The organism is Pelotomaculum schinkii, assembly GCF_004369205.1.
GTDB classification, from domain to species: domain Bacteria; phylum Bacillota; class Desulfotomaculia; order Desulfotomaculales; family Pelotomaculaceae; genus Pelotomaculum_C; species Pelotomaculum_C schinkii.
In genome coordinates, this window is sequence record NZ_QFGA01000001.1 from 1,100,594 (window position 1) to 1,123,505 (window position 22,912).

A 22,912-nucleotide genomic window follows, 5' to 3' on the forward strand; every position below is an offset into this window, starting at 1 on the left:
GATAGAACTGTTTAGTTATCTTTAGGCCGGGAACTAGCGGTGCTGCAAATGCCTGTCATCCCAAGCTAAAAAGCGGTAGACTAAATAATATACACCCGCGGTGGCCAGTGAGAACAAAAAGTAGTTCACTCTACAGACCTCCCTTCAATGTACTATTAATTTATATTGTATACAATATTATGTAATACGCAATACTTTATACAGTATTCATAATTGCAAGTTTATTTTGAAAGAAAAAAAAATTCCGGTATTGCGCCAGAATTTTTTAAATCCAGGATGGGATCGGTCGATTCTTTTACTTCCGACTACCATATTGATTCCCAATCAAACAATGAACGGGTGAACTCTCAGCCAATCTCCATGGTGGCTTCCGGCAGGGCCGCGGCGATGTCTCCTGCTACCAGACCTATCATGCCTTTGCGGCGTGCGGCCAGGTCACCGGCCAAACCGTGGATATAGGCTCCGGCCGCAGCAGCCCGGGACGCTTCCAGTCCCTGGGCCATGAGGGCTGCGACGGCCCCGGTCAGGACATCGCCGCTGCCCGCCGTGGCCATGCCCGGGTTGCCGGTCGGGTTGATGAAAACCGCTCCTTTCGGCGCGGCCACAACCGTCCTGGCCCCCTTCAGGAGGACCACCACGTTCCAGGCAGCAGCCGCGTTGGCGGCGACAACAAGCCTGTCATGCTGTATTTCACGTATTTTAGTCCCCGTTAACCTGGCCATTTCTCCGGGATGCGGCGTAACGACCACAGGGGCCTGAACCTTTCTAAGCGTTTCCCCGTCTCCGGCCAGGGCGTTGAGGGCATCAGCGTCCAGGACGCAGGGAACGTGTACCGCAGGAAGCAGTTCCTTGACTAAGGCCACCACTTCCGGGTCGGTCGAAAGACCCGGACCGATGGCTAAAACATCCTTATCTTCCAACAGCGATATAATACGCTGCTTGGCTTCCCTTACCAGCTTGCCGTTCCCGGAGTCAGGCAGGGGGGCTGTCATAACCTCCGTAAGTTTGGCTTCCATTATACTGTGGAGTGTTTCCGGCACAGCCACCGTTACCAAACCTGCCCCGACCCGCAAGGCTGCTTCTCCGCACAGGCTGGCCGCTCCGGTCATGCCGCGGGATCCGGCAACCACCAGGACCCTGCCAAAATCACCCTTGTGGGCGGAAGACCGGCGGTTGGGCATCCATTCCTTCACCAGCTCGCGGGTGGTCAGGTACCTCTGTGGTCCGTCCTTTTCCACCAGGCCGGAGGGGATAGATATGTCCACTACGTGCAAGTTGCCCGCATAATCAGCACCGGGCTCAAGTATCAGCCCCAGCTTGGGCAGACCGAAGGCGACGGTGTGATCAGCCTGGATGCAGGGCCCGTTGACCCTGCCGCTGTCGGCTTCCAGGCCGGACGGAATATCCACGGCCACTATCGGCTTGCCGCTGCCGTTTAAAACCTCAATAATACGGCCGGCCTTCTCCCCGATCTTGCCTTTGAAGCCGGTCCCATAGATAGCGTCTACAATCAGGTCGGTATTCATCAGGATCAGCCTTACGATATTGATGCCGTCGCCATGCTGGAGGGAGTATATCTTCTGCTCCATCTTACGCCAGATTTCCAGATTTATTGCTGCGTCGCCTGAGATTTCTTCGATATTGGCCAGGGCCAGCAGTTTAACCACGGCGCCCATGTTCAGAAGATGGCGCGCGACAACCAGTCCGTCCCCGCCATTGTTGCCCTTGCCGATAAAAACGGTAACTGTCTTGTCCCGTACATCTCCCAATACTTGTTTGACAACTTCCACCACATGGCGGCCGGCGTTTTCCATCAGGACTAGGCCTGGTATGCCGTAATCCTCAATGGCGGTCCTTTCCAACGCCTTCATTTCTTCAGCGGTAACCACCCTCATGCGTTAGCCCCCCGTCCGGTGGCGACAGCAAAAGCCACCGCAAATTCACGACTATGTGATAAGGTGATGTGCAATGATCCAATTCCTCTCTTGGCTGCCAGAGCAGCTGCGGCTCCGTGCAGTAAAACTCCGGGCGGGCCCTCCCGGCTGCGGCTGACCTCCACTTCCACCCAGCGACAACCCGAAAGGCCGCTCCCGATAGCCTTCAAAACCGCTTCTTTGGCTGCAAAACGCGCGGCATAGCAGGAAATGCGGTCACGTCTGGCCTCGCAATAAGCAATTTCCGCGGAGGTATAGACCCGCTCCAGAAACCGGCTGCCTGACCGTTCCACAGCAAGCTTGACCCGGTCGATTTCGATAATATCGGTTCCTACACCAATTATTGAATCATCACGTTTATATTCTTGGACCAAAACCGTTTCTCCCCAAAAATGCTATCTGAAAATACAAAAGCCTTCTTAAAAAAAGTTGGCGTGAATTATTCGCACAAATGAAGCATTAGCTATAATTAAAAAATTCGCCGGCGCCGGTAAAAAACCTGCCTCAACCTTATCTGACTTAACAGACAAGCATTCTATTAAAAACCTTACAACTGCCCGCCTATACACAAAAGCCCTCTAACCGCTGCTGATTAGAAGGCTCTCTACAGGCCCAGGATCTTTTTCAACTTTTTGGCCTGGGCCCGGCTGACCGGCACCTCACTGGTCTCCTGGTCCTCAACGGTAAGGTTATAGGTCCCGTTGAAGAAAGGCACAATCTCTTTTACTTTGTGCAGATTGACCAGGTAACAGCGATGGGTCCTGAAAAAAACGTTGGGGTTTAAGCGGGCCTCCAGTTCCTTCAGGGTAAAACGGGTGAAAAGCTTGTTATTAAACGTTTTGATGTAGACATAATCCTGCTCTGTAAAGGCATAGAAGATATCGGACTCTGCAACCAGGATAGTTTTACCCTGCTTTTCCGCGGGAACACGTTCGATCCTGATCTGGTTTGGGGGTGGGCCTGTTTTGAGTTCGGCTTCGCGCTCGGCTCTGACCTCGCCTGCGCTTTGAAGGACGCCGGCCTCCTGGGTTATTTTAACAACCTTGTCAATCGCTTTCTTTAACCGCTTCGGCTCAAATGGCTTAAGGATATAGTCCACAGCGTTAACTTCAAACGCAGAGACCGCGTACTCGTCATAAGCCGTAACAAAAACAATATGCGGCCGTCTGGGCAGTTCCTGGATGACCGCTCCCAGTTCCAGCCCGCTCATGCCGGGCATGGATATATCCAGAAAAAGGACCTGGTAATCCAGCGCCTTAATCAGGGCAAGGGCTTCCTGGGCATTGGTAGCCTCACCGACGATTTCCACATCTTCGGTGCTGTTCAAAGCATGTCTAAGCTCCTGTCTGGCTGGGTATTCATCATCCACGATCAGCGCTTTAAGCTTCAACAACAGCCCCCTCCTCCCGGTGTTTCTTCAGGGGTATCCGTATATACACCGAAGTGCCTTTGTCGACCTCACTCACTATTTTTAGACCGTAATCCTCTCCATACAGGCTCTTTAAACGTTCGTGCACGTTGCTCATACCAACCCCGTTGCCGGAACCAAAACCCGGCAGCAGCACCTTGGGCAGTCTGTCCCGGCTGATTCCCACCCCGTCGTCCTCAATGATAAAGAGCATTTCTCCATTGTCCAGTCGCGCTGTAATTTTAACCGTGCCAGGCCCGATCATAGGCTGGACGCCGTGTTTGATGGCGTTTTCCACCAGAGGCTGCAGGGTCAGCACGGGTACCTGATACTCAAGGAGGGCCGGGTCAATATCCTTTTTGATCCTGATCTTTTCCCGGAAACGGGCCTTTTCCAGCACAAGGTAGGTATTTACATATTCTATTTCTTCTTTTAAACTGTTAAAATGTCCTTGCCTTTTGAGTGCCTGCCGGAAAAATGAAGCAAGGCGGATTAAAAGCCTTCTGGCAGTTTCCGGGTGCGACCTGCTGTAGCTTATTATAGCATTCAGGGTATTGAATAAAAAGTGAGGGTTTATCTGGGCATGCAGAGCGTCAAGCTCGGCAATCGTGACCAATTGAGCCTGCCGGTCCAACTCCGCCAGCTCCATCTGCATACCAAGGAGCTGCGCCACCGCCAGCGCCATCTTCACAACGGAAGGCTGCAGGTCACCCTGATTGGTCTGATAAAGCTTCACCGTGCCGGCCACTTCGCCCTTGCATTTCAGCGGGGCGATGACAGCTGCCTGCAGGGTGCAGTTCTTTTCCGGGCAATTAAGTCCTTTCTTATCCTTGACAATCATCAACTCACCGGTGGCTATGGCCTGCATGGTAGAATGGGTGAGAATCGGTCCCCCGGCCTTGTGATGATCCGAACACTCACCGATATACGCCAACACCTTCTCCCGGTCGGTAATGGCCACAGCCGACACTTCGCTGATTTTCTTGATGATTTCCGCTGTTTTCTGCGCCGTTTCTTCATTGAGCCCTCGTCTCATAAACGGCAGGGTCTCGTTGGCAATCTGCAGGGTAGGGTCCATGGGGTGTTCGTCCAGCTTTAAGGCGGCCACTTTATGCCTTTTAATATAGTCAACCACAAAGTAGGTCCCCACGGCGTTGACGAGGATAATTAAGGCCAGCAAGCCCCAGAGTCCCGGCTTGGCAAAAAAAACAACCGCTGCAATTAGGAGCTGCGCCAGGCCCCATCGTAGAACGATGCCTCCGGCCGGCTGGCTGAACTGGTTCACACCTTCACCCGCCTAAAAAGTTAATAGTAAAAATGCACAAATATCCTCAATTTATTGCCGGTATATATTCTTCAATATGTGCATAAAGCTTTCCTGCATATACATACCGGGTTATCTCTTTTTCATTCTTTCAAAATAGTTGACAATCCCACCAGCGTTAAGTCCCATATCCGTGGCCAGCAACTCTATAATTGACTGTTCCTGTTTGAATTCTCCATACTGGGACAGCTCACCCCACAACATGCTCCACAGGGCTTCTTCAATATCTTTCAGCCCGCCCCCTGAAGCAAGCATGTGCCGCCCCGTCTCGGCGTAGACCCGCACCAGATCCCTGTTGCGGGCGATTACCTCGGACGCGCCCGCTACCTTGCCGAAATGGGTAAAGTAGACATCCTCCAGGTCCAGACGGTTCAAGCGGTTAAAGGTTTCCATAAAGGCCGCGGGATCAAATTCTGAGGGTGGGGTAATCGGAAGTACATACGGACGCCCGATCAACCGGCTTAACAAAGGGTAATGGCCGCCCAGGCAGTCGCCGCTAAAAATGCCGCGGCTGGCCGGGTCGTGTAAGACCATGTGGTGGCGGGCATGCCCCGGCGTGTGGTAAATGGTCAGCACTCTCCCACCTCCGAGGTCCAGGGCCTCGCCTTCCTCGGGGGTATGTATCCGCTCTTCGGGCACAGGGTAGATGTCGCCAAATAAAACGTCAAAAGATGCTCCATAAAGCTGCCTGGCAGCATTAATCAGGCGGGAAGGCTCAACCAGATGCCTGGCTCCGCGCGGATGTACCAATACCCGGGCGTTGGGGAACTCCCGGGCTAGCGCTCCGGCGCCGCCCGAATGGTCCAGGTGGATATGTGAGACTATGATGTAAGCCAATTGCCCTGGGGGCACTCCCAGGTCTTTGAGGGCCTCCACCAAACGGCCAATGCCCGGTGTCGCGCCGGTTTCAAAAATAGCGGCCTTCTCCGCCAGGATAATGTAGCAGGATGTACGCTCAGGCTCACCCTGGTAGTTGACATCCACCTGATAAATATTTTCACCCAAGCTAATCACTGACAACTCATATCCCCCCCGTTATTTAAAAGTGGGCTTACACAACTAGAATATCTGAAAAGTTTGAAGATTGTCAACATATATTGTATCAACCATATTTACAATAATAAGACATTACAGGTTATTTCACCCTCCGGGCCGTCATTAGATGCCTCAATCATATTTGACTGCGGCAACCTGTTGGCATTCAGGCGTACTCATGTCCGCCAACTATAAATGCACGGTATGATTTGCCTGAAGGCAAGGAAATTACCAAGCGCTTTACTCTTTAAAGCGGTATTCTAGCTTATCTTCGGACTCAATTAAAAATGACCGCCCATTTAGCTCTGGCGATCATTATGGTGTTTTATTCAGTTTTTGGTATGAATACCGGCTTTTACTTCGTTAGCTGCAGTAAAAATTCTTCCCCGTCCTGGGTAATGTCAATGTTCCACTTTTGATTTTTTGCCAGCCGGGAAATATTATCCCGTGCGGCCGCTGAATCTACAAGCACTTTGATCGTGCCCGTACCCAGCCGGTCCATCTCCTTCTTGACGATCAGGAGCGGTTCAGGACAGAGAAGCCCTCTCGCGTCCTTGACTTCCTGCATCAGCTTTCACCCCCCGAACTGACAGATTAGCTTTGCAAACAAAGAATGCTATCACAAAGACTGCGGCAAAACCGATCAGGACCGCCGTCTGCCCTGCCGCCGGGACACCCTTGGCGCTGGCAGCCAGGCCGAAGTTATGGGCGAAAGCGGCGCCGGCTATTAAACCGAGCACCGTTACGGCGGAATCGGTATTCCCCTCTGAAGCGGAAATAAGCTGGCGGAGCGGACAGCCGCCCAGCAACACCGCGCATAAACCAGCCAGGGCCATACCGAGGAAATTCCAGGGACCGTCGCTGTGCGCGATAGGTTGACCTTCAAAACCCAGTTTAAAAGTACCCATAGTTAAATTACCGATAAGTGCCACAATCAGGATTGCCGCAAAGCCGTAAAGCAGGTAAGAGTCCCGGAATAGAATAAAATCACGGATACCGCCAGCCAAACAGAGCCTTGAACGCTGGGCCAAAACACCCACGATAACGCCTGCCATAAGCGCCAGCGCCAGGGGCGCGCGCATGGAAGCAGGACCTTCCGTACTGAAAATAATATAGGCCGGCTTGGCCAGCAGGAGAATAAACACAGTAATAACCATGCCGATAAAAACATAGCCGTTCGATTTGTTTTGAGGCATGGCCCGGCCCAGGGAAAATCCCTTGCGTAAGAAAGGCAGGCCCAGCCCAACTCCCGCAATCAGCCCGGCAATACCCCAGAGGGCATTCAAGTCACCTCCGGCGAGGCGCAAAATGGCTCTTAATGGGCAGCCCAGGAAAACCAGCATGCCGATCATGGCTATAAAACCGAGCAAGAACCTGGTCAAGGCGCTGGACCCGCCCAGAGACTTGAATTCCCTGGTAGCGACAGCCGCCCCAAAGGCTCCCAGCACCATCCCAATGATTTCCGGGCGTATATACTGCACTGTCGCTACTTTTTGCAAGCCGAGTCCTCCGGAGATATCCCTGAGAAAACAGGCAATACAATAGCCCATGTTAGCAGGGTTACCGTATTTCACCAGCAGGATCGCCATAAGACCGGTAATAGCGCCGGCAATAATGATCGTCCATTTTTGCTTCATCTAAGATTCACCTTTCTTTTGCTGGAATGCTTTCCCACTCAACTGTAACTACCTACCTCAAAATACGTTATAATTTAAGCCCTCCTCCCCTTAATATTGCTCACAAGTTTTATATAAATTTTATTTCTCTGATAATTTTCAATATGACGGCTTAGTAATCCTTTATTAAGATTATTCGATATTTTTATAACACTTGGTACTCCTAATTACTTGCTTTTATACGTTATTATCATGATAAGATAACTATGGATTTAAATCGAAACCCAAAAGGGAGGTAAGGCCTGAGCCGTTACCTCCCTTTTTATAATTTTACTTTGCCAATATAACGGTAAATCTCAATTAATGTTTAACTCTATCGGACCGTTTTGTGTGCTCAGCTTGGCCTGGCCTTTCCCTGCACCAAGCTTTAGCTCATAGCCCTTGACACCAGGGTCGGGCTCGGGACCTTTCCCTGCTACCGAGATTGAGCCATTACTGGTCCTGGCTTCCAGCTCCAGGCTGGACTGCCCTGGGATGGTTAAAGTGAGCGCACCATTAACAGAACGCAGATCATAAACCTTTTCCAGCGGCAGTTCTGAAATAAGCTCCACCAGGCCGTTCCGGCTTTCCACCTTGACACTGCCTTTCGGGTTCTCCACCCTTACCTCTCCATTTTCAGAGGTAAGCTTTAAATCTCCGCTTATCCCGACGGCTGTTAAGCGGCCGTTCTCGCCTTTCACTTCCAGACTGCCGTCAAGATTACTTACAATGACGTCGCCGTGAAGAGAGTTAATGTTCATGTTTCCGGATAAATTTCCGGCCTCAATTTCCCCGTTGCCGCCAGCCAGTTCCAGGGTCAACCCGGGTGGCGCCTCCACCGCCAGGATCACCTCTCCCGGAGTTCTGCGAGCAGCTTCAGAAAGGCTGGTAAATATCCTGGTGGTTGAGCCCTCCTCCACGGTGACCTCAAACTTATCGGCGCTAGCCGTGGCCTTTTCCTCATTCGGCCCGTAAGAGATAATCTTAGCCATGGCGTGCAGTTCGCCGTCCTGGGAAGGTTTAATCAATATCGAACCCAACTGGTTATCCACCTTCAGCCGGGACCCTTCAGCCAGGCTGACGGGCTTGGACTCCCACTGCCTGGTATAGCTGTACCGGTTTTCAAAAAGGGACTCTTCTATAATCCGGTTCAACTCAAGAGAAGGCAGCGCGTTGATAACCAACCCGGCTAAAACCAGGAGGCCAACAACCAGGATGCTTGGGATGTGAAAGACTACTTCCCGGTCCTTGTTGGTGTATCGCCTGATAAAGAACTCCGCCCCCAGGGCAATTAAGAGCAGGGGCCAGAACCTCCAAAAGATTTTCGGTGATTGGAACCCGCCAAAATTGTAAACAAGCATGCCCACGCCGGCAGTGACCAATCCCAGCGCCAAGGTTAAAGGCCCGGCTTTAATCTGAGTCGCCATTTTGCTCCCCCCTTCTGGTATTCTTATAAAGCATGTAAATGCCCAAAGCCAGAATTAACAACGGGGGTACCAGACGGTTCATCAGGTAGTGATAGGGCAGGTAATTAGGCAAGAGGTTATTCAAAAGGGCCAGAGCGCCGACAACGATTAAGGCTATACCAACCAGGCCACCCCTGGATTCCAGAAAGCCTGTCTCAATCAGAGGGCTGTCTTCCACCGCCTGTCCCTGGTTAATTTGCTTTAGCAACTGCAAGGTGTCAAAGATGGTGTAAAAGATCACCACCGGCAGTACCAGGGCGGTTATTGCCCCAAATTCGGTTGCCGCAGCCAGGAATATTGTACCATAAAAGATAATCATTGTCTGCAAACCGCGCTTCATTAAACCCAGATACAAGTATCCGGCGCCGGGGATGATTGAGAGAAAAAAGGCCCAAAAGGTACTTCTGGTACTGTCAGCGGTCTTCGTATCCTCACCCACCCTGCTCTCCAGGCAGTTCCGGCAAAACTGCCTGTTACGTAAGTTAACCAGACAGTCCTCACAGACTGGCTGGTGGCAGACTGAACAGATTGCGACAGCCTCCTGTTCTTCATGGTTGGCGCACTTCATCCTTGATCAACTCCTTTGTTAATAGCTCGCTGATATTCCCCATCATGGAATACGCCGTATTTACTGCTTCTTCCGATGTTGAAAAGTAACCCTGCACGGCATGCTCCACTCTCTTGCCGGCCAAGTCGAGATTGTTACTGTTTAGAATTCCTCCCCCAGCCCAAAAAAGGAGCATGCTGATGGCTGCCGCGGCGGCAAGATCCCTGAATAAACCCGGCCACCCGCCAACTGCTCTTTTCCTGACCAAAACTGCCGGCGGCCTACTGCGCTTGATAGAGTTTATAATCTCGTTAGTAAGGTCAGCATGAGGGCGCACAACAGGCAGCTTGTCCAGAAAACAGTCCACTTCCCGGAGACGCGCCAATTCTTCCCGGCAACCGGAGCAATGCGCCAGGTGGCCTTCCAATTCCTCAAGATTAAAGAAGCTATATTCCCTGGCCATGTAGTTGACCAGATTGGCCTTTGCCTTCTTGCAACGCACCCGACTCACCTCCCGCAAGCTTTTCTTTTAATATCAGCTTGGCCCGGTAAAGCCTTGTCGCCACGGTTTTTACCGGTACATTTAAAATCTCGGCAATCTCTTTATATGGCAACTGCTGGTAATGGTGGAGCACCAGTACAATCCGGTAAGTCTGCGGCAGGTCTTTAATGGCTGCCTTTAGCCTGCGGCTTTCATCCCGCCTGATAGCCGCTTCCTCCGGTCCTTCACGACAGTCGACAGGCAAAGCGTCTCCACCTCCGGGCGATAATACGACCTGCTTTTCCCTGATCTTCTTTCTTCTTAAAAAATCCAGGCATTTATTGGCGGCAACCCGGTAGGCCCAGGTCCCAAAACTAGATTCGTTTCTGAAATGGGGAAGTGACTGGTAGAGCTGCACGAAAACCTCCTGGGTGAGGTCGCGCGCATCTTCTCCGTTTGCTACCATTTTGGCGGTTAAGTTGTAGATTTTATCCTGGTGGCGCTCGACCAGAGCAGCATATGCTTCCAAATCACCATTTCTTGCCGCGTGCACCAGCAGTTCGTCCGTTGCCATGCCCAACCTTCTTCCCCGCTTCTTTCTATTTAGACGTATGTACCGGTATAATTGCTTCAAGTAAAGTGAAAAAATTTCAACCAAAAAAATAAGCGCTCATATCGCGCCTCAGTAACAAAATTAATATTCCCTTGTGTACCATTGCCCACCCGGGGTTGTCCATTGATATAGAATACCAATAATGGAGAGTCATCGGCACCTGTTCAGACATGGCCACGCGCCTGCCTGATTTCTGTCAAGGCGCTTATGTAGGCGCCCAGAGTAGCGTCATCAAAAAGCACAAAACGGACCTCCGCAAACTCATGCCCGTCAAGAAAATCAAGCACCGTCTGCAAGGCGATGCGGGCAGCCCTTTCCACTGGGAAATGGTAGATACCTGTGCTTATGGAAGGGAAAGAAACTGAACTGATTTTACGCTCCCAGGCCAGGGCCAGGCTGGTGTGGTAAGCGCTGCGGAGGAGGTCGTCTTCCCCTTTGTGGCCGCCGGACCAAACTGGACCCACCGTATGTATGACAAAGCGGGCTTTAAGAAGCCCACCCCCGGTAATAACCGCCTGGCCGGTGGGACAGCCCCCCTGCCGGGCGCGAATTTCTTTGCATTCCGCCATGATCTGGGGGCCTCCGGCTTGGTGGATGGCTCCGTCTACCCCAAATCCGCCCAAAAGCCCGGAGTTGGCCGCATTGACAATGGCCTCGGTATCCTGGGTGGTTATATCACCTTTTAGAATGCTCAAACGTGTCTTGCCTATCAAGATTTCCAGGGGGAAACCCTCCTTAATAGAAAGGACAGCCGGGCCAACAGTCCTTTGGCCTTTTATGCTCTGAGCCTTTGAACTTACTCCTTTTTAGAGAACCCGTAGGTTCCAAGTTTTTCAGTCAGCAACCGGTATTCTCCCATACAGTAACCATAAGGACTTATTTTATTAAAATCGGGCCGCCCTTTTTCGTCCAGGACATCTTCGTTGTAATGGACCACCAGGACATCGGCTATAAACACGTTGTGACTTCCAAGAGGAATTTCCTGCCTCACCCGGCATTCGAGATTAACCGGGCATTCAGCAATTAAAGGCGCCCTGACCTGTGAAGCAGGTACAGGCGTCAGGCCTGTCTTGTTAAATTTATTAAAATCCCTGCCTGTTACCACACCGCAATAGTCTACCACCCTGACCTGTTCTGACGATGGCACATTGATCACAAATTCACCGGATTCCCTGATCAGCCGGTAGGAATGCCTTCCCTCCGGCCGTACTCCTATATATACCACCGGTGGTTCAGAATTCATAATGCCTGTCCAGGCAATGGTGATAATATTGGGATCACCGCCCTCCAACCAGGATGTCACAAGCACGGTCGGGACAGGAAACAAAACCGTTGACGCTCCTCTGGTAACTTTCTTAATCATAATCACTCCTTGTTATTTTTATATATTATACCAAATAATAAAGCAATAATAATTAATTATTGTTATAGATGGTATATTTATTTGTCATAAGTATGATTGTTGTATATAATCTCCATAATAGGCTTTCATGTTTTCCAGGATGCTAATTGACTTATATTTGATAAACGCTAATTTTAGTCCATATATGTAATATTTTAGATGCGGAAGGAGGTATCATTCATGCAGAAAACCTTAACCCAGATGACCAGATTTTCCGGGTGAGCTGCCAAGGTGGGACCGGAGGTCCTGTCAAATATTTTGCGTGATCTACCTAAAAAAATTGATGAGAATTTGCTGGTCGGAGCAGACACTTCCGACGACGCGGCGGTTTACAAGCTTACCGAAGATCTGGCAGTGATCGTAACCGTGGACTTCTTTACCCCAATGGTGGACGACCCTTACCAGTTCGGGCAGATTGCTGCGGCCAACGCACTAAGTGATGTATACGCCATGGGCGGCAGGCCCCTGCTGGCTCTTAATATCTTCTGCCTGCCTAACTGCCTGCCGGCGGAATCAGCCTTAGAGATCATCCGTGGCGGGGCGGACAAGGTGCTGGAATCGGGCGCCCTGATTGGCGGCGGCCATACGGTCCAGGACGAGGAGCCCAAGTACGGCCTGGCTGTGGTTGGTCTGGTCCACCCCGAACAGGTGCTGAGCAATGCCGGTGCGCGTCCCGGTGACCTCCTGGTCTTGACCAAACCTCTCGGCACCGGTATTGTCAACACCGCCTTTAAAGGAGGGTTGGCCGAAGAAGAGGTATACCGGGCGGCTGTCGAGAACATGGCCGCATTAAACAAAGACGCGGCAGAGTGTTTGAAAGCAGCGGGCATTGCAGCCTGTACTGATATCACCGGTTTCGGCTTCCTCGGCCATGCGGCTGAAATGGCCAGGGCCAGTAAAGTCAGCCTGCAAATCAGCTCGCAGGAATTGCCTCTCTTGCCGGGAGCGCTTGATTTTGCCTGCATGGGCCTGATCCCGGCCGGCGCCTACGACAACCGCCGCTTTTTGCAGGATGACGTGGTCTTTGCAGCAGGAGTAGAACAAGAACTGCAGGATATCCTGTGTGACCCGCAGACGTCAGGGGGGCTGTTAATTCCGGTTAAACCTGAGCAGACCGGCTCTCTACTGGAAAACATGCAAAAAAAAGGTGTATCAGCAGTTGCTGTGGGCCAAGTAATCGCCCCACAGGACTTTCTGATCGAGGTTAAATGACTCTCGTTACCGGAGCCATTTGCATACTTCACAGCCAGGCTCATCCCTTCCGTTGGACTTGGCTGTTTTTTTTGCATAAACTTATTGTGCTGTAGATAAAATTTCAATATTAACTAGATAATTTAATGAAATAGTCTTTGATTATAATAAAATTAAATATTTCTGATAAAGGATATTTCAAATTAAAGTAATATATGTAATCAACTAAAAGAAGCTTATCGGAGGATGAAGATGCCGACGATTGAAAGAAGGGCCGCCATCTGCGGTATATGCCCGGGAGGCTGCGCGGTAGAGGTTACGCTGAAAGATGGCCGGTTAACCAACGTTGAACCATTAAAAGATGCGCCATACGGACACCTTTGCGTCAGGGGCAAACATGCGCCTGAGGTTGTCTATTCCCCGCACCGCTTAAAAACTCCGTTGATCCGTACAGGAGAACGTGGTAAAGGAAAATTCAGGGAAGCCGACTGGGATGAGGCGCTGGACTTCACGGTCCAAAAAATGCGAGAGCTCAAAGAAAAGTACGGGCCTCAAGCGATCGCAAGCCACTCCGGCCGGGGCGCCTTCGAACAGTCTTTAGTGGAATTCTGCAATGAACGGGACGGCGTGGCGTCAAAACTGCTGCTGCCTTTTGGCTCACCAAATATTGCCAGCACGGGTACCGTATGTTACGTTTCATTTGGTATATTAGCGCCTATGGCTAACTTTGGCTTTTCCGGCCACAGACTGCTGCCGGATGTGGAAAACTGCAATCTTCTCGTAGTTTGGGGCACCAATCCGGCTACAGATTCACCGCCTACTTTTTGGAAGAGAATAACCAGGATCCAAAAAAACAAGGTGAGGGTGATCGCCATCGATCAAATGCGCTCCGACATCGCCGACCACGCCGACCAGTGGGTAGGCGTCCGGTCAGGGACGGATGGCGCACTCATAATGGGAATGCTCCATGTGGTCATCAACGAAAAGCTTTATGATCAAGAATTTGTACAAAAATGGACCCTGGGTTTCGAAGAGCTGAGCGATTACGTACAGAAATATACACCTGAAACAGTCGAACGAATCACCCTTGTTCCATCACAAACGATCAGAACACTGGCCAGAGAGATCGCTAACACAGATAAAGTATGCCTGCACACCTATACCGGCCTGGAATACACCAACAGCGGAGTACAGAATATCAGAGCGTTATACATTCTATGGGCGATAACAGGGCATATCGACGTACCGGGAGGACTGTACATTACCGGACCGGCAAATTTGCCCATACAACGTGAAAAATTTGCAAGACCCGCCGGGATAAAGGCAATCGGCGCCGGTGAATATCCTATGTTTCATGAATTAACCGGTTGCGCCCACTACATGGAATTTCCCAAGGCCGTCTTAACAAAAACACCCTATCCCGTCAAAGGGCTGTTGATTAACGGGTCATCGACCTTGACCTCATACCCGCAGCCGGAGATTTTTGAAGAAGCATACCGCAAGCTGGACTTCATGCTGGTAATCGACCTGTTTATGACCAGGGATGCCCTGTTTGCTGACGTCGTGCTGCCTTCGGCAACTTATTATGAAATAAATTCGTATAAGCGCTATCCTGATTACGTCCGCCTGCGCAAGCGGGTAATCGAACCAGTGGGGCAAGCACGCAACTGCACCTTGATTATGGCCGAATTGGCAAAGAGGCTGGGGTACGGGCATCTATACCCGCAAAGCGAAAAAGAGTTTATAGAAAAAGCTTTTGCCGGGGATCCGGAACTTCTGGAGCGCTTAAAAAATTCTCCCGACGGGGTTCGCTTACCGGTCCAGGAGCGCACATATAAGAAATATGCATTGGGTTTATTAAGAAGCGATGGCCGCACCGGATTTCCAACGCCCTCCGGCAAGCTGGAGATCACCTCCAGCCTGATGGCTAAATATGGTTACGACGCCCTGCCGGTCTATGTGGAACCGGTGGAAGGTCCCCTGCAAGCACCGGAGCTCTATCAAAAGTATCCGCTGGTGCTGAATACCGGAGCTAGAATTCAATCCACCTTCCGCTCCCAACATTTGAACATCCCCGGTTTGGTCAAACTGCAAGATAAACCTCTGGTGTTAATTCATCCCGGGGATGCAGAAAAACGCGGCATTGTGAGCGGAGATAAAGTCCTGGTCAGCACCCGCAGGGGACAGGTAGCCTTTTATGCCGATGTAACGAATAAAGTCCTGCCGGGTCAGGTGGAGGTCAATATGGGAGGCGGCAACCCCACACAAGTTGAGGCTTGGAGACAGGCTAACGTCAATTGCCTCACGGACGCCAATAACAGAGACTATGTCTCAGGGTTCCCCGTTTTCAAGGCGTTGCTGTGCCAGGTGGAAAAAGCTTAACACTGCGCTTTTTGCGCGATTGAAATCGCGCCTGCATCAGAGATAGCAATTGAAAGTTATTTTTGTTCATGAACCCTGGATAAACCGTTACGCAACCTGCAAGCAGCATGCTCATTGCCCTAATTTATTGGTACAGGCCTAAAGTAATACAGCAATAACCACCTTGACGATAATAGAACAGTCAGGCAGCCAACTCTGCGGTTGAACCTGGCTGTTTTATTTTAATACCTGGTATTTCTCTTTACCTGAGTTTTTTTACGAACTATTAATAATATGCGTTATATCTAAATCATTTAAATAGGTGATAGGAAACCATGCAGCAATAAATAAATTAAATAACACTCATAAAGGGGTAAACATATTCCGGGACGAATAGTTTTTTAAATATATTATTTCTCCCCAAATCAATTATAAAGATGAGGTGTCAATATTGGCAAATGATTACCGCCCCATGTGGGAATCTCTCGGGCTCGACCTGGAGGCGCACGACCAACTGCTGCAGGTAATTCCGCCGGCTTTCGGGGAAGTTTATATGCAGCAGAAGAACCGGCCGGCGGAAATGGAGTATTTTGATTTTGTGATTAGCGAAATCCACGGCCTGCGCATTCAGGAACTGCAGGAACACAAGGCACGTGGTGGCAAGGTAGTCGGCGCTTTTTGCATTTTTGTCCCGGAGGAAATCGTCCGGGCCGCCGGCGGCATCTGCGTCGGACTGTGTTCCGGAGCCGAGATAGGTACCGCCCAGGCTGAAAAGGTGCTGCCCAGGAACATCTGCCCCTTGATTAAGTCCTTCATGGGTTTCAAACTCGGTCACGTCTGTCCTTATTTTGAGTCCTGTGATATGGTCGTCGGCGAAACCACGTGCGACGGCAAGAAAAAAGCTTTTGAAATCCTCAACGACTATGTGCCCGTGCATATGATGGAAACCCCTCAGATGAAAAGGGAAAAAGACAAAGCATTATGGCGCAGCGAGGTGCGGGACTTTGTAACCGAAATGGAACAGTTTACCGGGAACAATGTCACTTATGAATCCTTAAAAAGGGCCATTCAGGATGTGAACGGCAAGAGGAAGGTACTGGCACGCCTGGCAGAACTGCGCAAAAATATTCCTGCGCCCATCAGCGGCAAAGACAGCCTTTTGATTGAACAGATCGCTATGTACGACGACGTGGACAGGTTTACCGGACAGACCGCCAAACTCTGTGACGAACTCGAGGAACGGGTCCGCACAGGCGCCGGTGTGCATGAACCGGGGGCCCTGCGGATAATTGTATCCGGCACTCCCATGGCCGTCCCCAACTGGAAGGTCCCCCATATCATCGAAAGCAGTGGAGCGGTTATTGTTGCCGAGGAGCTTTGCACAGGCCTGCGCTATTTTGAGAACACCGTAGCTGAAGACGGCCACGACCTGGAACAGCAGGTAGACGCCCTAGCCAAACGCTACCTCGATATCGACTGCGCCTGCTTTACCCCTAACGCTGCGCGCACCGATAAACTGGTGCAACTAGCTGAAGAATATAAGGCTGACGGGATCATCCACTGCTCCCTGGCTTTCTGCGACCCTTATCTGGTCGAAGCAAACCGGGTTGAAAAAGTATTGAAAGAGCACAATATACCACTCTTGAGAATTGAAACGGACTATGGCCAGGAAGATTCGGGACAGCTAAAGACAAGAATTGAAGCGTTCTTTGAAATGCTTGCCGCAAAAAAAGCCTGATTGTCCCACCATCCCTGATAACGGCATTGTGGATTGGCCTTCAAATTCACACATGACCATTGAAACTACCTGAAAATGCAGGTGCGAATTCATTCGCACAAAAGTTACTGTAGATGCCCAAGTTCGGCGCTGACGCGCCGTGTGCGATTAAAATCGCACCTACATCGCTGGTATTTTCATTATACGTGGCGCCGCTGACGGCACGGGCAACTACCTTGAATAGGAACTCGCTGACAAGCAGAAAATGGCCACCTAACCTTTGAGTGGTTAATAGACCGGCCTGATGTTGCAGGCGCCAATTCATTGCGCCTGCAACATCAGGTAATTTTCTGTTGACCTGAATACATGAGGATGCAAATAAACTATTTTTATTTCCCTGTTTATTACAATAAATATATTTTATTTATATGATAGAGGAATTTTATAATAATTGGGTGAATGTTACACTCAGTCTTTTTAACCTGAAAGGTGGGCGTCTATGCGACCCTCAATGATGAAAATTTTTGATAACCTGCGTGACCAGAACATCCTCGACCTTGAGCACGCCAAAAGGGACAACAAGAAGGTCGTGGGAATGTACTGCGCTTACTCTCCCCAGGAGCTCGCGCTGGCAGCTGGAGCCATTCCGGTGTCTTTGTGCGGGACGAAGAACGAGCCGGTGGCGGCCGCTGAAAAAGTGCTGCCCCGCAACCTGTGCCCCCTGATCAAGTCCAGCTTTGGCTTTGCCATAACCGATACCTGCCCCTATTTTCGTTTTTCAGATTTTCTTGTCGCCGACACGACCTGCGACGGCAAGAAAAAAATGTTTGAAATACTGAGCAGTATTAAACCCATGCATGTCCTGCACCTGCCGCAGGGAACAGACCGTCCGGGCGCCCTGGGATGGTGGCTGGAAGAAATACGCGTCCTTAAAGACAAGTTGGAGGAAAACCTGGGGGCAACAATCGATGAGGACGGTCTGCGTGCAGCCATCAAGCTGACCAACAGAGAGCGGCAGGTGATGAGAAAACTGCATGAGATGAATAGACTTGACCCTGCCCCGCTGTCTGGAGTAGATCTGCTCACCGCTACCTGGTTGAGGAGTTTCAGCGTTGATAAGGCAGAAGGAATTGAACTAGTCGAACAACTTATAGAAGAGATCCAGGAAATAGCGGAGAAGGGACTCTCCCCCTTCCGACCGGGGACACCCCGTATCCTTCTCACCGGCTGCCCGGTGGGCAGCGGCTCGGAGAAGGTATTAAAACTCGTGGAGGAATGCGGCGGCAGCGTAGTTTGCCTGGAAAACTGCAGCGGGATCAAAACCCAGGTGTATTTGATCGATGAGGACGAAAGCAAGGACCCGCTGGAAGCTATTGCCGAAAGATACCTGCAGATCCCCTGTTCATGCATGTCCCCCAATCCCGGCAGGCTCGAACTGATCAGTAAATTAATTGATGAGTACCGGGTTGACGGGGTTGTTGACCTTACCTGGCAAGCCTGCCACACCTATAACGTCGAAGCTGAATTGGTGCGCCAACTGATCAAAGATAAGTTCGGACTGCCCTACATCCAGCTGGAAACCGATTACTCAACCTCGGATGTAGAACAGCTGAAGACCCGGGTCGCTGCATTTATCGAAATGATGGACAGGAGTTGAACAACATGATTACAGTGGGCATAGATGTCGGGTCCATTACCACCAAAGCAGTATTATTAAACGGTACGACCTGGCAGAGCCTGCTGCTGCCGACCGGCTGCAGCCCCCGGGATGCCGGTAAGAGCGTATTCGAGCAAATTCTTGACAGGGCCTCTCTATCTCCTGCAGACGTCGACTGTGTTGTCGGGACTGGCTACGGCAGGATTTCACTCCCCTTCATCGATAAGGCGATCACGGAAATCACCTGCCATGCCAGGGGCGCACTTCACCTGGTAAACGGTACCGACATGGTAATCGATATAGGCGGCCAGGACAGCAAGGTAATCATGATTGATGAGCAGGGCCGTGTTATCAATTTCGCTATGAACGACAAATGCGCCGCCGGTACCGGAAGATTCTTACAGGTTATGGCGGCTGTGCTGGGCGCCGATGTGAGCGATTTGGCGGACCTGGCGCGGGGAGCCGAGCCGGTACAGATCAGCAGTATGTGCACGGTTTTCGCCGAGTCGGAAGTGGTCAGCCTGCTGGCCCAGGGTGTGTCCAAGGAACGCATCATCTCCGGCATCCACCGTTCTGTTGCCGGTCGTGTGGCCTCTATGGCCGGAAGGCTGGGCCGGGGCAGGCGGATTACCTTCACCGGGGGCGTCGCCAGAAACGGCGGGGTAAGAGAGTTTCTTGCCCGGGAACTGGGCCAGGAGGTCACTGTGGCGCCCGAACCCCAGATGGCCGGAGCGATCGGCGCCGCACTCCTGGCCAGGGATAGATGCAAACACTAGCAAAGCCAACGCTTTTCCAAAACCCGCATACCAGCTTTATTTTTCGGATACATCGCTTGTGGTAATTATTCATTTTCAAGGAGTAATTTACATGTCAAAAACACTGGTGGAGTTCATTAATACCTGCTCCTGCTGCGATGAACATATTCAAACAATTAAAAACACGGCCCAAAAACACGGTGACCAAGTGGAAGTGAAGATTTACTACGCCGGTAAGGATGTTGATTATCTCAAAAAATATGGGATGGTAACCAAAGGCACGATGATTATTGACGGCAGAAAAAAAATTGATAACCTTTCTAAAACAATTATTGAAAAAGCTATTGAAGACGCGCTGAGGAGCTGAATTTTTTGATTTTGGAGCTACTGCAAAAGGTTATTCTGGCATCTTTTGACATCCTCAACAGCGCTTCAGTATGGCTGGTCATAAGTTTTATTCTGGCAGGCCTGATGCACAACCTCTTAAGCCCGGACCGGCTGCACCGGACGCTGGGAAACAGGAAGATATCGTCTCTGGTCAAGGCAACACTGTCAGGCATGCTCCTGCCCATCTGCAGTTGCGGTGTTATTCCCCTGGGCGTGGGGCTATATTATTCCGGAGCCTACCTGGGGCCCACCCTGGCTTTTATGACGGCTACGCCCATTATTAATCCGGCAGCCATACTCCTGGCCTATGGTTTTTTAGGGCCGCAGATAGCCACTATTTATCTCGCAACCGGGTTTGTGGCGCCAATTTTGATTGGTATGGCCGGCAACGCGCTTGCCGGGCGGGAGCTCCATGCTCCAGGCATGGAAAATCCCGTAGAGATGGTCAACCTGGAGTCCGGTGCGGAAACCAGCCTGGCACAGAAACTGAGTTCAGGCCTGCATTGGGGTTTTTTTGACATGGGTGTATCCGTCAGTAAATACGTGTGTATCGGCATGCTGCTGGCCGGATTGATGATCACGCTGGTACCGGCGTCCTTTATCCAGCAGTACCTGGGCAGCCCCGGCATGATTTCCATAGCCGGCATCGCCGTCCTGGGAGCGATTATGTACGTCTGCGCGGTGGGACACATTCCATTTATCGCTGCGCTTATAGCTAGCGGAGCGGCGCCTGGCCTGGCGATTACATTTTTGATGACCGGCGCCGCCACCAATCTACCCGAATTAATCAGTATGTATAAAATGATCGGCAGGCGAACCGTAGTCATTTATATTACTGTCTTGACTCTCTCTTCATTATTTGTTGGCTACCTGACCAATCTATACCTGCTGCCGGGCTTTGTGCCTTTCTTTGACCTGACCAGCACCCGTCAAACTATCGGTCTGGCCAACAGCTTGATTTTCTCTGCTCCCGGTCCTCTTCGCTATCTATGTTCAGCAATCATCACAGCTCTAGGCCTTCATGCTTTGTGGCCGGGCATCAAAAGAGCGCTGCTTAAAGAAAGGGTCGCATGATGCCCCGTCGTAAGCTGCTCCAGAGATTTTTTGCTTGTGTAGTTTTGGTACTGCTGGCCGGCGGCTGCGCAGCAGGGAACGGCAAGATGCCTCCTCCTGCCGCAGGTGATGAAGCCTTCCGGGGAGGCCCTATGCTTGAATATTTTAAGGCCGCCCACCCCGGTAAGGAAGTCATAATTTTAGACAAGGCCGATCTGAATAGCGACAACACTGAGGATATGGTGGTGATTTTCAGAGAGAGCAAGGAAACGAACTCGATGCTGGTCGTACTTGATTTATCAGGTTCATACCAGTGCACCAATAAGGTACCGGCGCCGGTGTCCAACCAGGTCATCCAGTTTAAGGACATCGACCAGAAACCACCTTTGGAGTTTATCGTCCAGGGCATGAAAGGCGCCAATGTCGGTTATGCAATTTATCGCGTGGAAGGAACAAAACTGGAGGACTTATTTGGAGAGGGGATGAAAGACTGCTGCTAGACATTTTAGACTGAAAACACGGGGAGAAATGGGGATGGTCCCCCGCGGGCTTCAAACCCATTTGTCTGCCTGTCATGCAGGTGGGAGTCCGGTTCGAATCCGACTTCTCCCCACCAAAACCATCTCAAGTATTACTTTCAAGGAGAGAAATTATGGATAACAAGATCAGAACTGTCATGCTGCTTATTGTGTCAATCAGCCTGCTTACGCTTTTGACCGGCTGCGGCGGGGGCGACAAGCCTGCAGACCAAAACAAAGCCACCACGAATATCGCAATACCGGAAAAAGACAAGGACTACGTGGTGCAGCTCGGTTATTACGACTGCGATCACATGACCGGCGCCTGCATCGCCAAAGATGCGGGGATATATGATGAACTGGGTCTTAAAGTTAACGTGCTCGGGAATGCCAAGGTTCCCGAAGCGATGGCGGCGGGCCAGATGGATGTGGGGTACGTAGGCAATTCCCGTATGATGCGCGCATTTTTACAGGGCTCTCCCATTGTCGTCGGCGCCAACAACCACATCGGCGGTTCCCACTATCTGGTTGCCTCCAATGATATCAAGGAACCAAAAGACTTATTGGGCAAGAAACTGGCTATCGGGACAGCCCCAGAGAAAAATAACCCTTCGTGGATTGTAATGGCTGAAAGGCTAGGACTCCCTATCGAGGGCGCGAACTACGAAGTGCTAAACATGGCCGACAAGGATGAGTACTTCGCCCTGAAGGCAGGTAAACTGGATGGGTATGCCGCCTGCGACCCCTGGGGTTCGATGGCTGAATTCGAAAAAACCGGCCACGTCCTTGCCGCTATGGATAAATTGCCAAGCGGAGAGTGGGGCGAGTGCTGCGCCTTCAACTTGAATAAGAATTTTGCCACGGAACATCCGGAGTTGGCCAAGTTGATGGTCCTGTCCCATACCAAAGCAATAGAACATATGTATCTTAAGCCTGTTCGCTCAGCCGAAATTTTTGCCGAAAATTACAAGGTGCCCATGGAAGTCGCACTGATGACCATGTGGAAGAAAACGGTTGCTGAAGGCAGGACTATCACCTGGAAAATTGACCTGAATAACTGGCAAAGACAAATAGATATGGAACTTGGGTTTGGAACACTTGATAAGGCGCCAAACGTGAATGAGTTTATTCAGCCCCAATACCTGAACGAAAGCGGGGCCGATGACTTTGACACCTTTATCAAGGAAAAAGTTGACCCGGTCTTCCCGGTAGGCATGCCTTACGAAGAGTGGAAAGCCAAAGCCTATAATCTGGAAGGTAAAACTGCATAAGATAACCTGAAAATGCAGTTGCGAATTCATTCGCACAAATGCAACAGTGGCTGCCACAAGTGCGGCGCTGGCGCGCCGTGTGCGATTGAAATCGCACCTACATCGGCTGGTATTTTCATTCTCTGCCAAGCCGCATC

At 50.9% G+C, this 22,912-nt stretch carries 23 protein-coding genes and 1 tRNA gene; 10 read left to right on the forward strand and 14 right to left on the reverse strand.

What is annotated here, in order from left to right; translation table 11 throughout:
* Positions 1–347 precede the first annotated feature (347 nt).
* The 13 genes from Psch_RS05255 to Psch_RS05315 all read right to left on the reverse strand — a co-directional run bounded on the left by Psch_RS05255 (position 348) and on the right by Psch_RS05315 (position 11,826).
* Positions 348–1,895 (reverse strand): NAD(P)H-hydrate dehydratase, encoded by a 1,548-nt coding sequence (locus Psch_RS05255; protein ID WP_190239382.1) that lies wholly within the window; start codon positions 1,893–1,895, stop codon positions 348–350.
* Positions 1,892–2,308, reverse strand: a complete 417-nt coding sequence (gene acpS, locus Psch_RS05260) for a holo-ACP synthase (RefSeq protein ID WP_243120698.1) — start codon at positions 2,306–2,308, stop codon at positions 1,892–1,894. Before acpS ends, Psch_RS05255 begins: the two co-directional genes overlap by 4 nt.
* 230 nt (positions 2,309–2,538) lie before the next feature.
* Positions 2,539–3,324, reverse strand: coding sequence for a LytR/AlgR family response regulator transcription factor (locus tag Psch_RS05265; RefSeq protein ID WP_134219417.1), 786 nt, complete (start codon positions 3,322–3,324; stop codon positions 2,539–2,541).
* Positions 3,314–4,627, reverse strand: coding sequence for a histidine kinase (locus tag Psch_RS05270; RefSeq protein ID WP_190239383.1), 1,314 nt, complete (start codon positions 4,625–4,627; stop codon positions 3,314–3,316). The genes Psch_RS05265 and Psch_RS05270 overlap by 11 nt, the downstream gene beginning before the upstream one ends.
* Positions 4,628–4,738: 111 nt before the next feature.
* Complete coding sequence (locus Psch_RS05275) at positions 4,739–5,680, reverse strand: MBL fold metallo-hydrolase (protein ID WP_243124034.1); 942 nt, start codon at positions 5,678–5,680, stop codon at positions 4,739–4,741.
* A 376-nt stretch (positions 5,681–6,056) separates the two neighbouring features.
* Positions 6,057–6,269, reverse strand: coding sequence for a sulfurtransferase TusA family protein (locus Psch_RS05280; protein WP_134219391.1), 213 nt, complete (start codon positions 6,267–6,269; stop codon positions 6,057–6,059).
* On the reverse strand, positions 6,229–7,338 hold the full coding sequence (gene yedE / locus Psch_RS05285) for a YedE family putative selenium transporter (RefSeq protein WP_190239385.1): 1,110 nt from the start codon (positions 7,336–7,338) through the stop codon (positions 6,229–6,231). Before yedE ends, Psch_RS05280 begins: the two co-directional genes overlap by 41 nt.
* Before the next feature lie 335 nt (positions 7,339–7,673).
* Positions 7,674–8,783, reverse strand: a complete 1,110-nt coding sequence (locus Psch_RS05290; protein ID WP_190239386.1) for a DUF4097 family beta strand repeat-containing protein — start codon at positions 8,781–8,783, stop codon at positions 7,674–7,676.
* Positions 8,767–9,390, reverse strand: coding sequence for a B-box zinc finger protein (locus Psch_RS05295; protein ID WP_190239387.1), 624 nt, complete (start codon positions 9,388–9,390; stop codon positions 8,767–8,769). The genes Psch_RS05290 and Psch_RS05295 overlap by 17 nt, the downstream gene beginning before the upstream one ends.
* Entirely contained in the window at positions 9,371–9,871 is a 501-nt protein-coding gene (locus Psch_RS05300; RefSeq protein ID WP_190239388.1) for an anti-sigma factor family protein, read from the reverse strand. Before Psch_RS05300 ends, Psch_RS05295 begins: the two co-directional genes overlap by 20 nt.
* The gene (locus Psch_RS05305) at positions 9,816–10,424 is read right to left on the reverse strand and encodes an RNA polymerase sigma factor (protein ID WP_190239389.1); all 609 of its coding nucleotides are present in this window, start codon (positions 10,422–10,424) and stop codon (positions 9,816–9,818) included. The genes Psch_RS05300 and Psch_RS05305 overlap by 56 nt, the downstream gene beginning before the upstream one ends.
* 203 nt (positions 10,425–10,627) lie before the next feature.
* Positions 10,628–11,158, reverse strand: coding sequence for an O-acetyl-ADP-ribose deacetylase (locus tag Psch_RS05310; RefSeq protein WP_243123951.1), 531 nt, complete (start codon positions 11,156–11,158; stop codon positions 10,628–10,630).
* A gap of 101 nt (positions 11,159–11,259) precedes the next feature.
* Positions 11,260–11,826 (reverse strand): flavin reductase family protein, encoded by a 567-nt coding sequence (locus Psch_RS05315; protein ID WP_134219396.1) that lies wholly within the window; start codon positions 11,824–11,826, stop codon positions 11,260–11,262.
* A 219-nt stretch (positions 11,827–12,045) separates the two neighbouring features.
* Here Psch_RS05315 and selD point away from each other — a divergent pair, with 219 nt between their 5' ends.
* The 3 genes from selD (at position 12,046) to Psch_RS05330 (ending at position 17,155) form a co-directional block, all read left to right on the forward strand.
* Complete coding sequence (gene selD, locus Psch_RS05320) at positions 12,046–13,077, forward strand: selenide, water dikinase SelD (protein ID WP_190239390.1); 1,032 nt, start codon at positions 12,046–12,048, stop codon at positions 13,075–13,077.
* A 231-nt stretch (positions 13,078–13,308) separates the two neighbouring features.
* Complete coding sequence (locus Psch_RS05325; RefSeq protein ID WP_243123952.1) at positions 13,309–15,438, forward strand: molybdopterin-containing oxidoreductase family protein; 2,130 nt, start codon at positions 13,309–13,311, stop codon at positions 15,436–15,438.
* A gap of 451 nt (positions 15,439–15,889) precedes the next feature.
* A complete protein-coding gene (locus Psch_RS05330) occupies positions 15,890–17,155 on the forward strand; it encodes a double-cubane-cluster-containing anaerobic reductase (protein ID WP_190240234.1) in 1,266 nt (421 codons plus the stop codon).
* A 46-nt stretch (positions 17,156–17,201) separates the two neighbouring features.
* Here the strand turns inward: Psch_RS05330 and Psch_RS05335 are convergent, their stop codons facing one another.
* The gene (locus Psch_RS05335; protein WP_190239392.1) at positions 17,202–17,459 is read right to left on the reverse strand and encodes a hypothetical protein; all 258 of its coding nucleotides are present in this window, start codon (positions 17,457–17,459) and stop codon (positions 17,202–17,204) included.
* A gap of 174 nt (positions 17,460–17,633) precedes the next feature.
* Here Psch_RS05335 and Psch_RS05340 point away from each other — a divergent pair, with 174 nt between their 5' ends.
* From Psch_RS05340 to saoX, 7 genes are all read left to right on the forward strand, one after another.
* Positions 17,634–18,791, forward strand: a complete 1,158-nt coding sequence (locus Psch_RS05340) for a double-cubane-cluster-containing anaerobic reductase (protein WP_190239393.1) — start codon at positions 17,634–17,636, stop codon at positions 18,789–18,791.
* Positions 18,792–18,796: 5 nt separating this feature from the next.
* Entirely contained in the window at positions 18,797–19,567 is a 771-nt protein-coding gene (locus Psch_RS05345) for an acyl-CoA dehydratase activase (protein WP_190239394.1), read from the forward strand.
* A gap of 91 nt (positions 19,568–19,658) precedes the next feature.
* Complete coding sequence (gene saoT / locus Psch_RS05350) at positions 19,659–19,913, forward strand: thioredoxin-like (seleno)protein SaoT (protein ID WP_190239395.1); 255 nt, start codon at positions 19,659–19,661, stop codon at positions 19,911–19,913.
* Between the two features lie 5 nt (positions 19,914–19,918).
* Positions 19,919–21,007, forward strand: coding sequence for an efflux transporter SaoE (gene saoE, locus Psch_RS05355; protein ID WP_190239396.1), 1,089 nt, complete (start codon positions 19,919–19,921; stop codon positions 21,005–21,007).
* Entirely contained in the window at positions 21,004–21,486 is a 483-nt protein-coding gene (gene saoC / locus Psch_RS05360; protein WP_190239397.1) for a Cys-Cys-COOH (seleno)protein SaoC, read from the forward strand. The genes saoE and saoC overlap by 4 nt, the downstream gene beginning before the upstream one ends.
* A 20-nt stretch (positions 21,487–21,506) precedes the next feature.
* A tRNA-Sec gene (locus tag Psch_RS05365) sits at positions 21,507–21,602 on the forward strand.
* 36 nt (positions 21,603–21,638) lie between these two features.
* Complete coding sequence (gene saoX / locus Psch_RS05370) at positions 21,639–22,775, forward strand: ABC transporter substrate-binding subunit SaoX (protein WP_190239398.1); 1,137 nt, start codon at positions 21,639–21,641, stop codon at positions 22,773–22,775.
* Positions 22,776–22,912 lie beyond the last annotated feature (137 nt).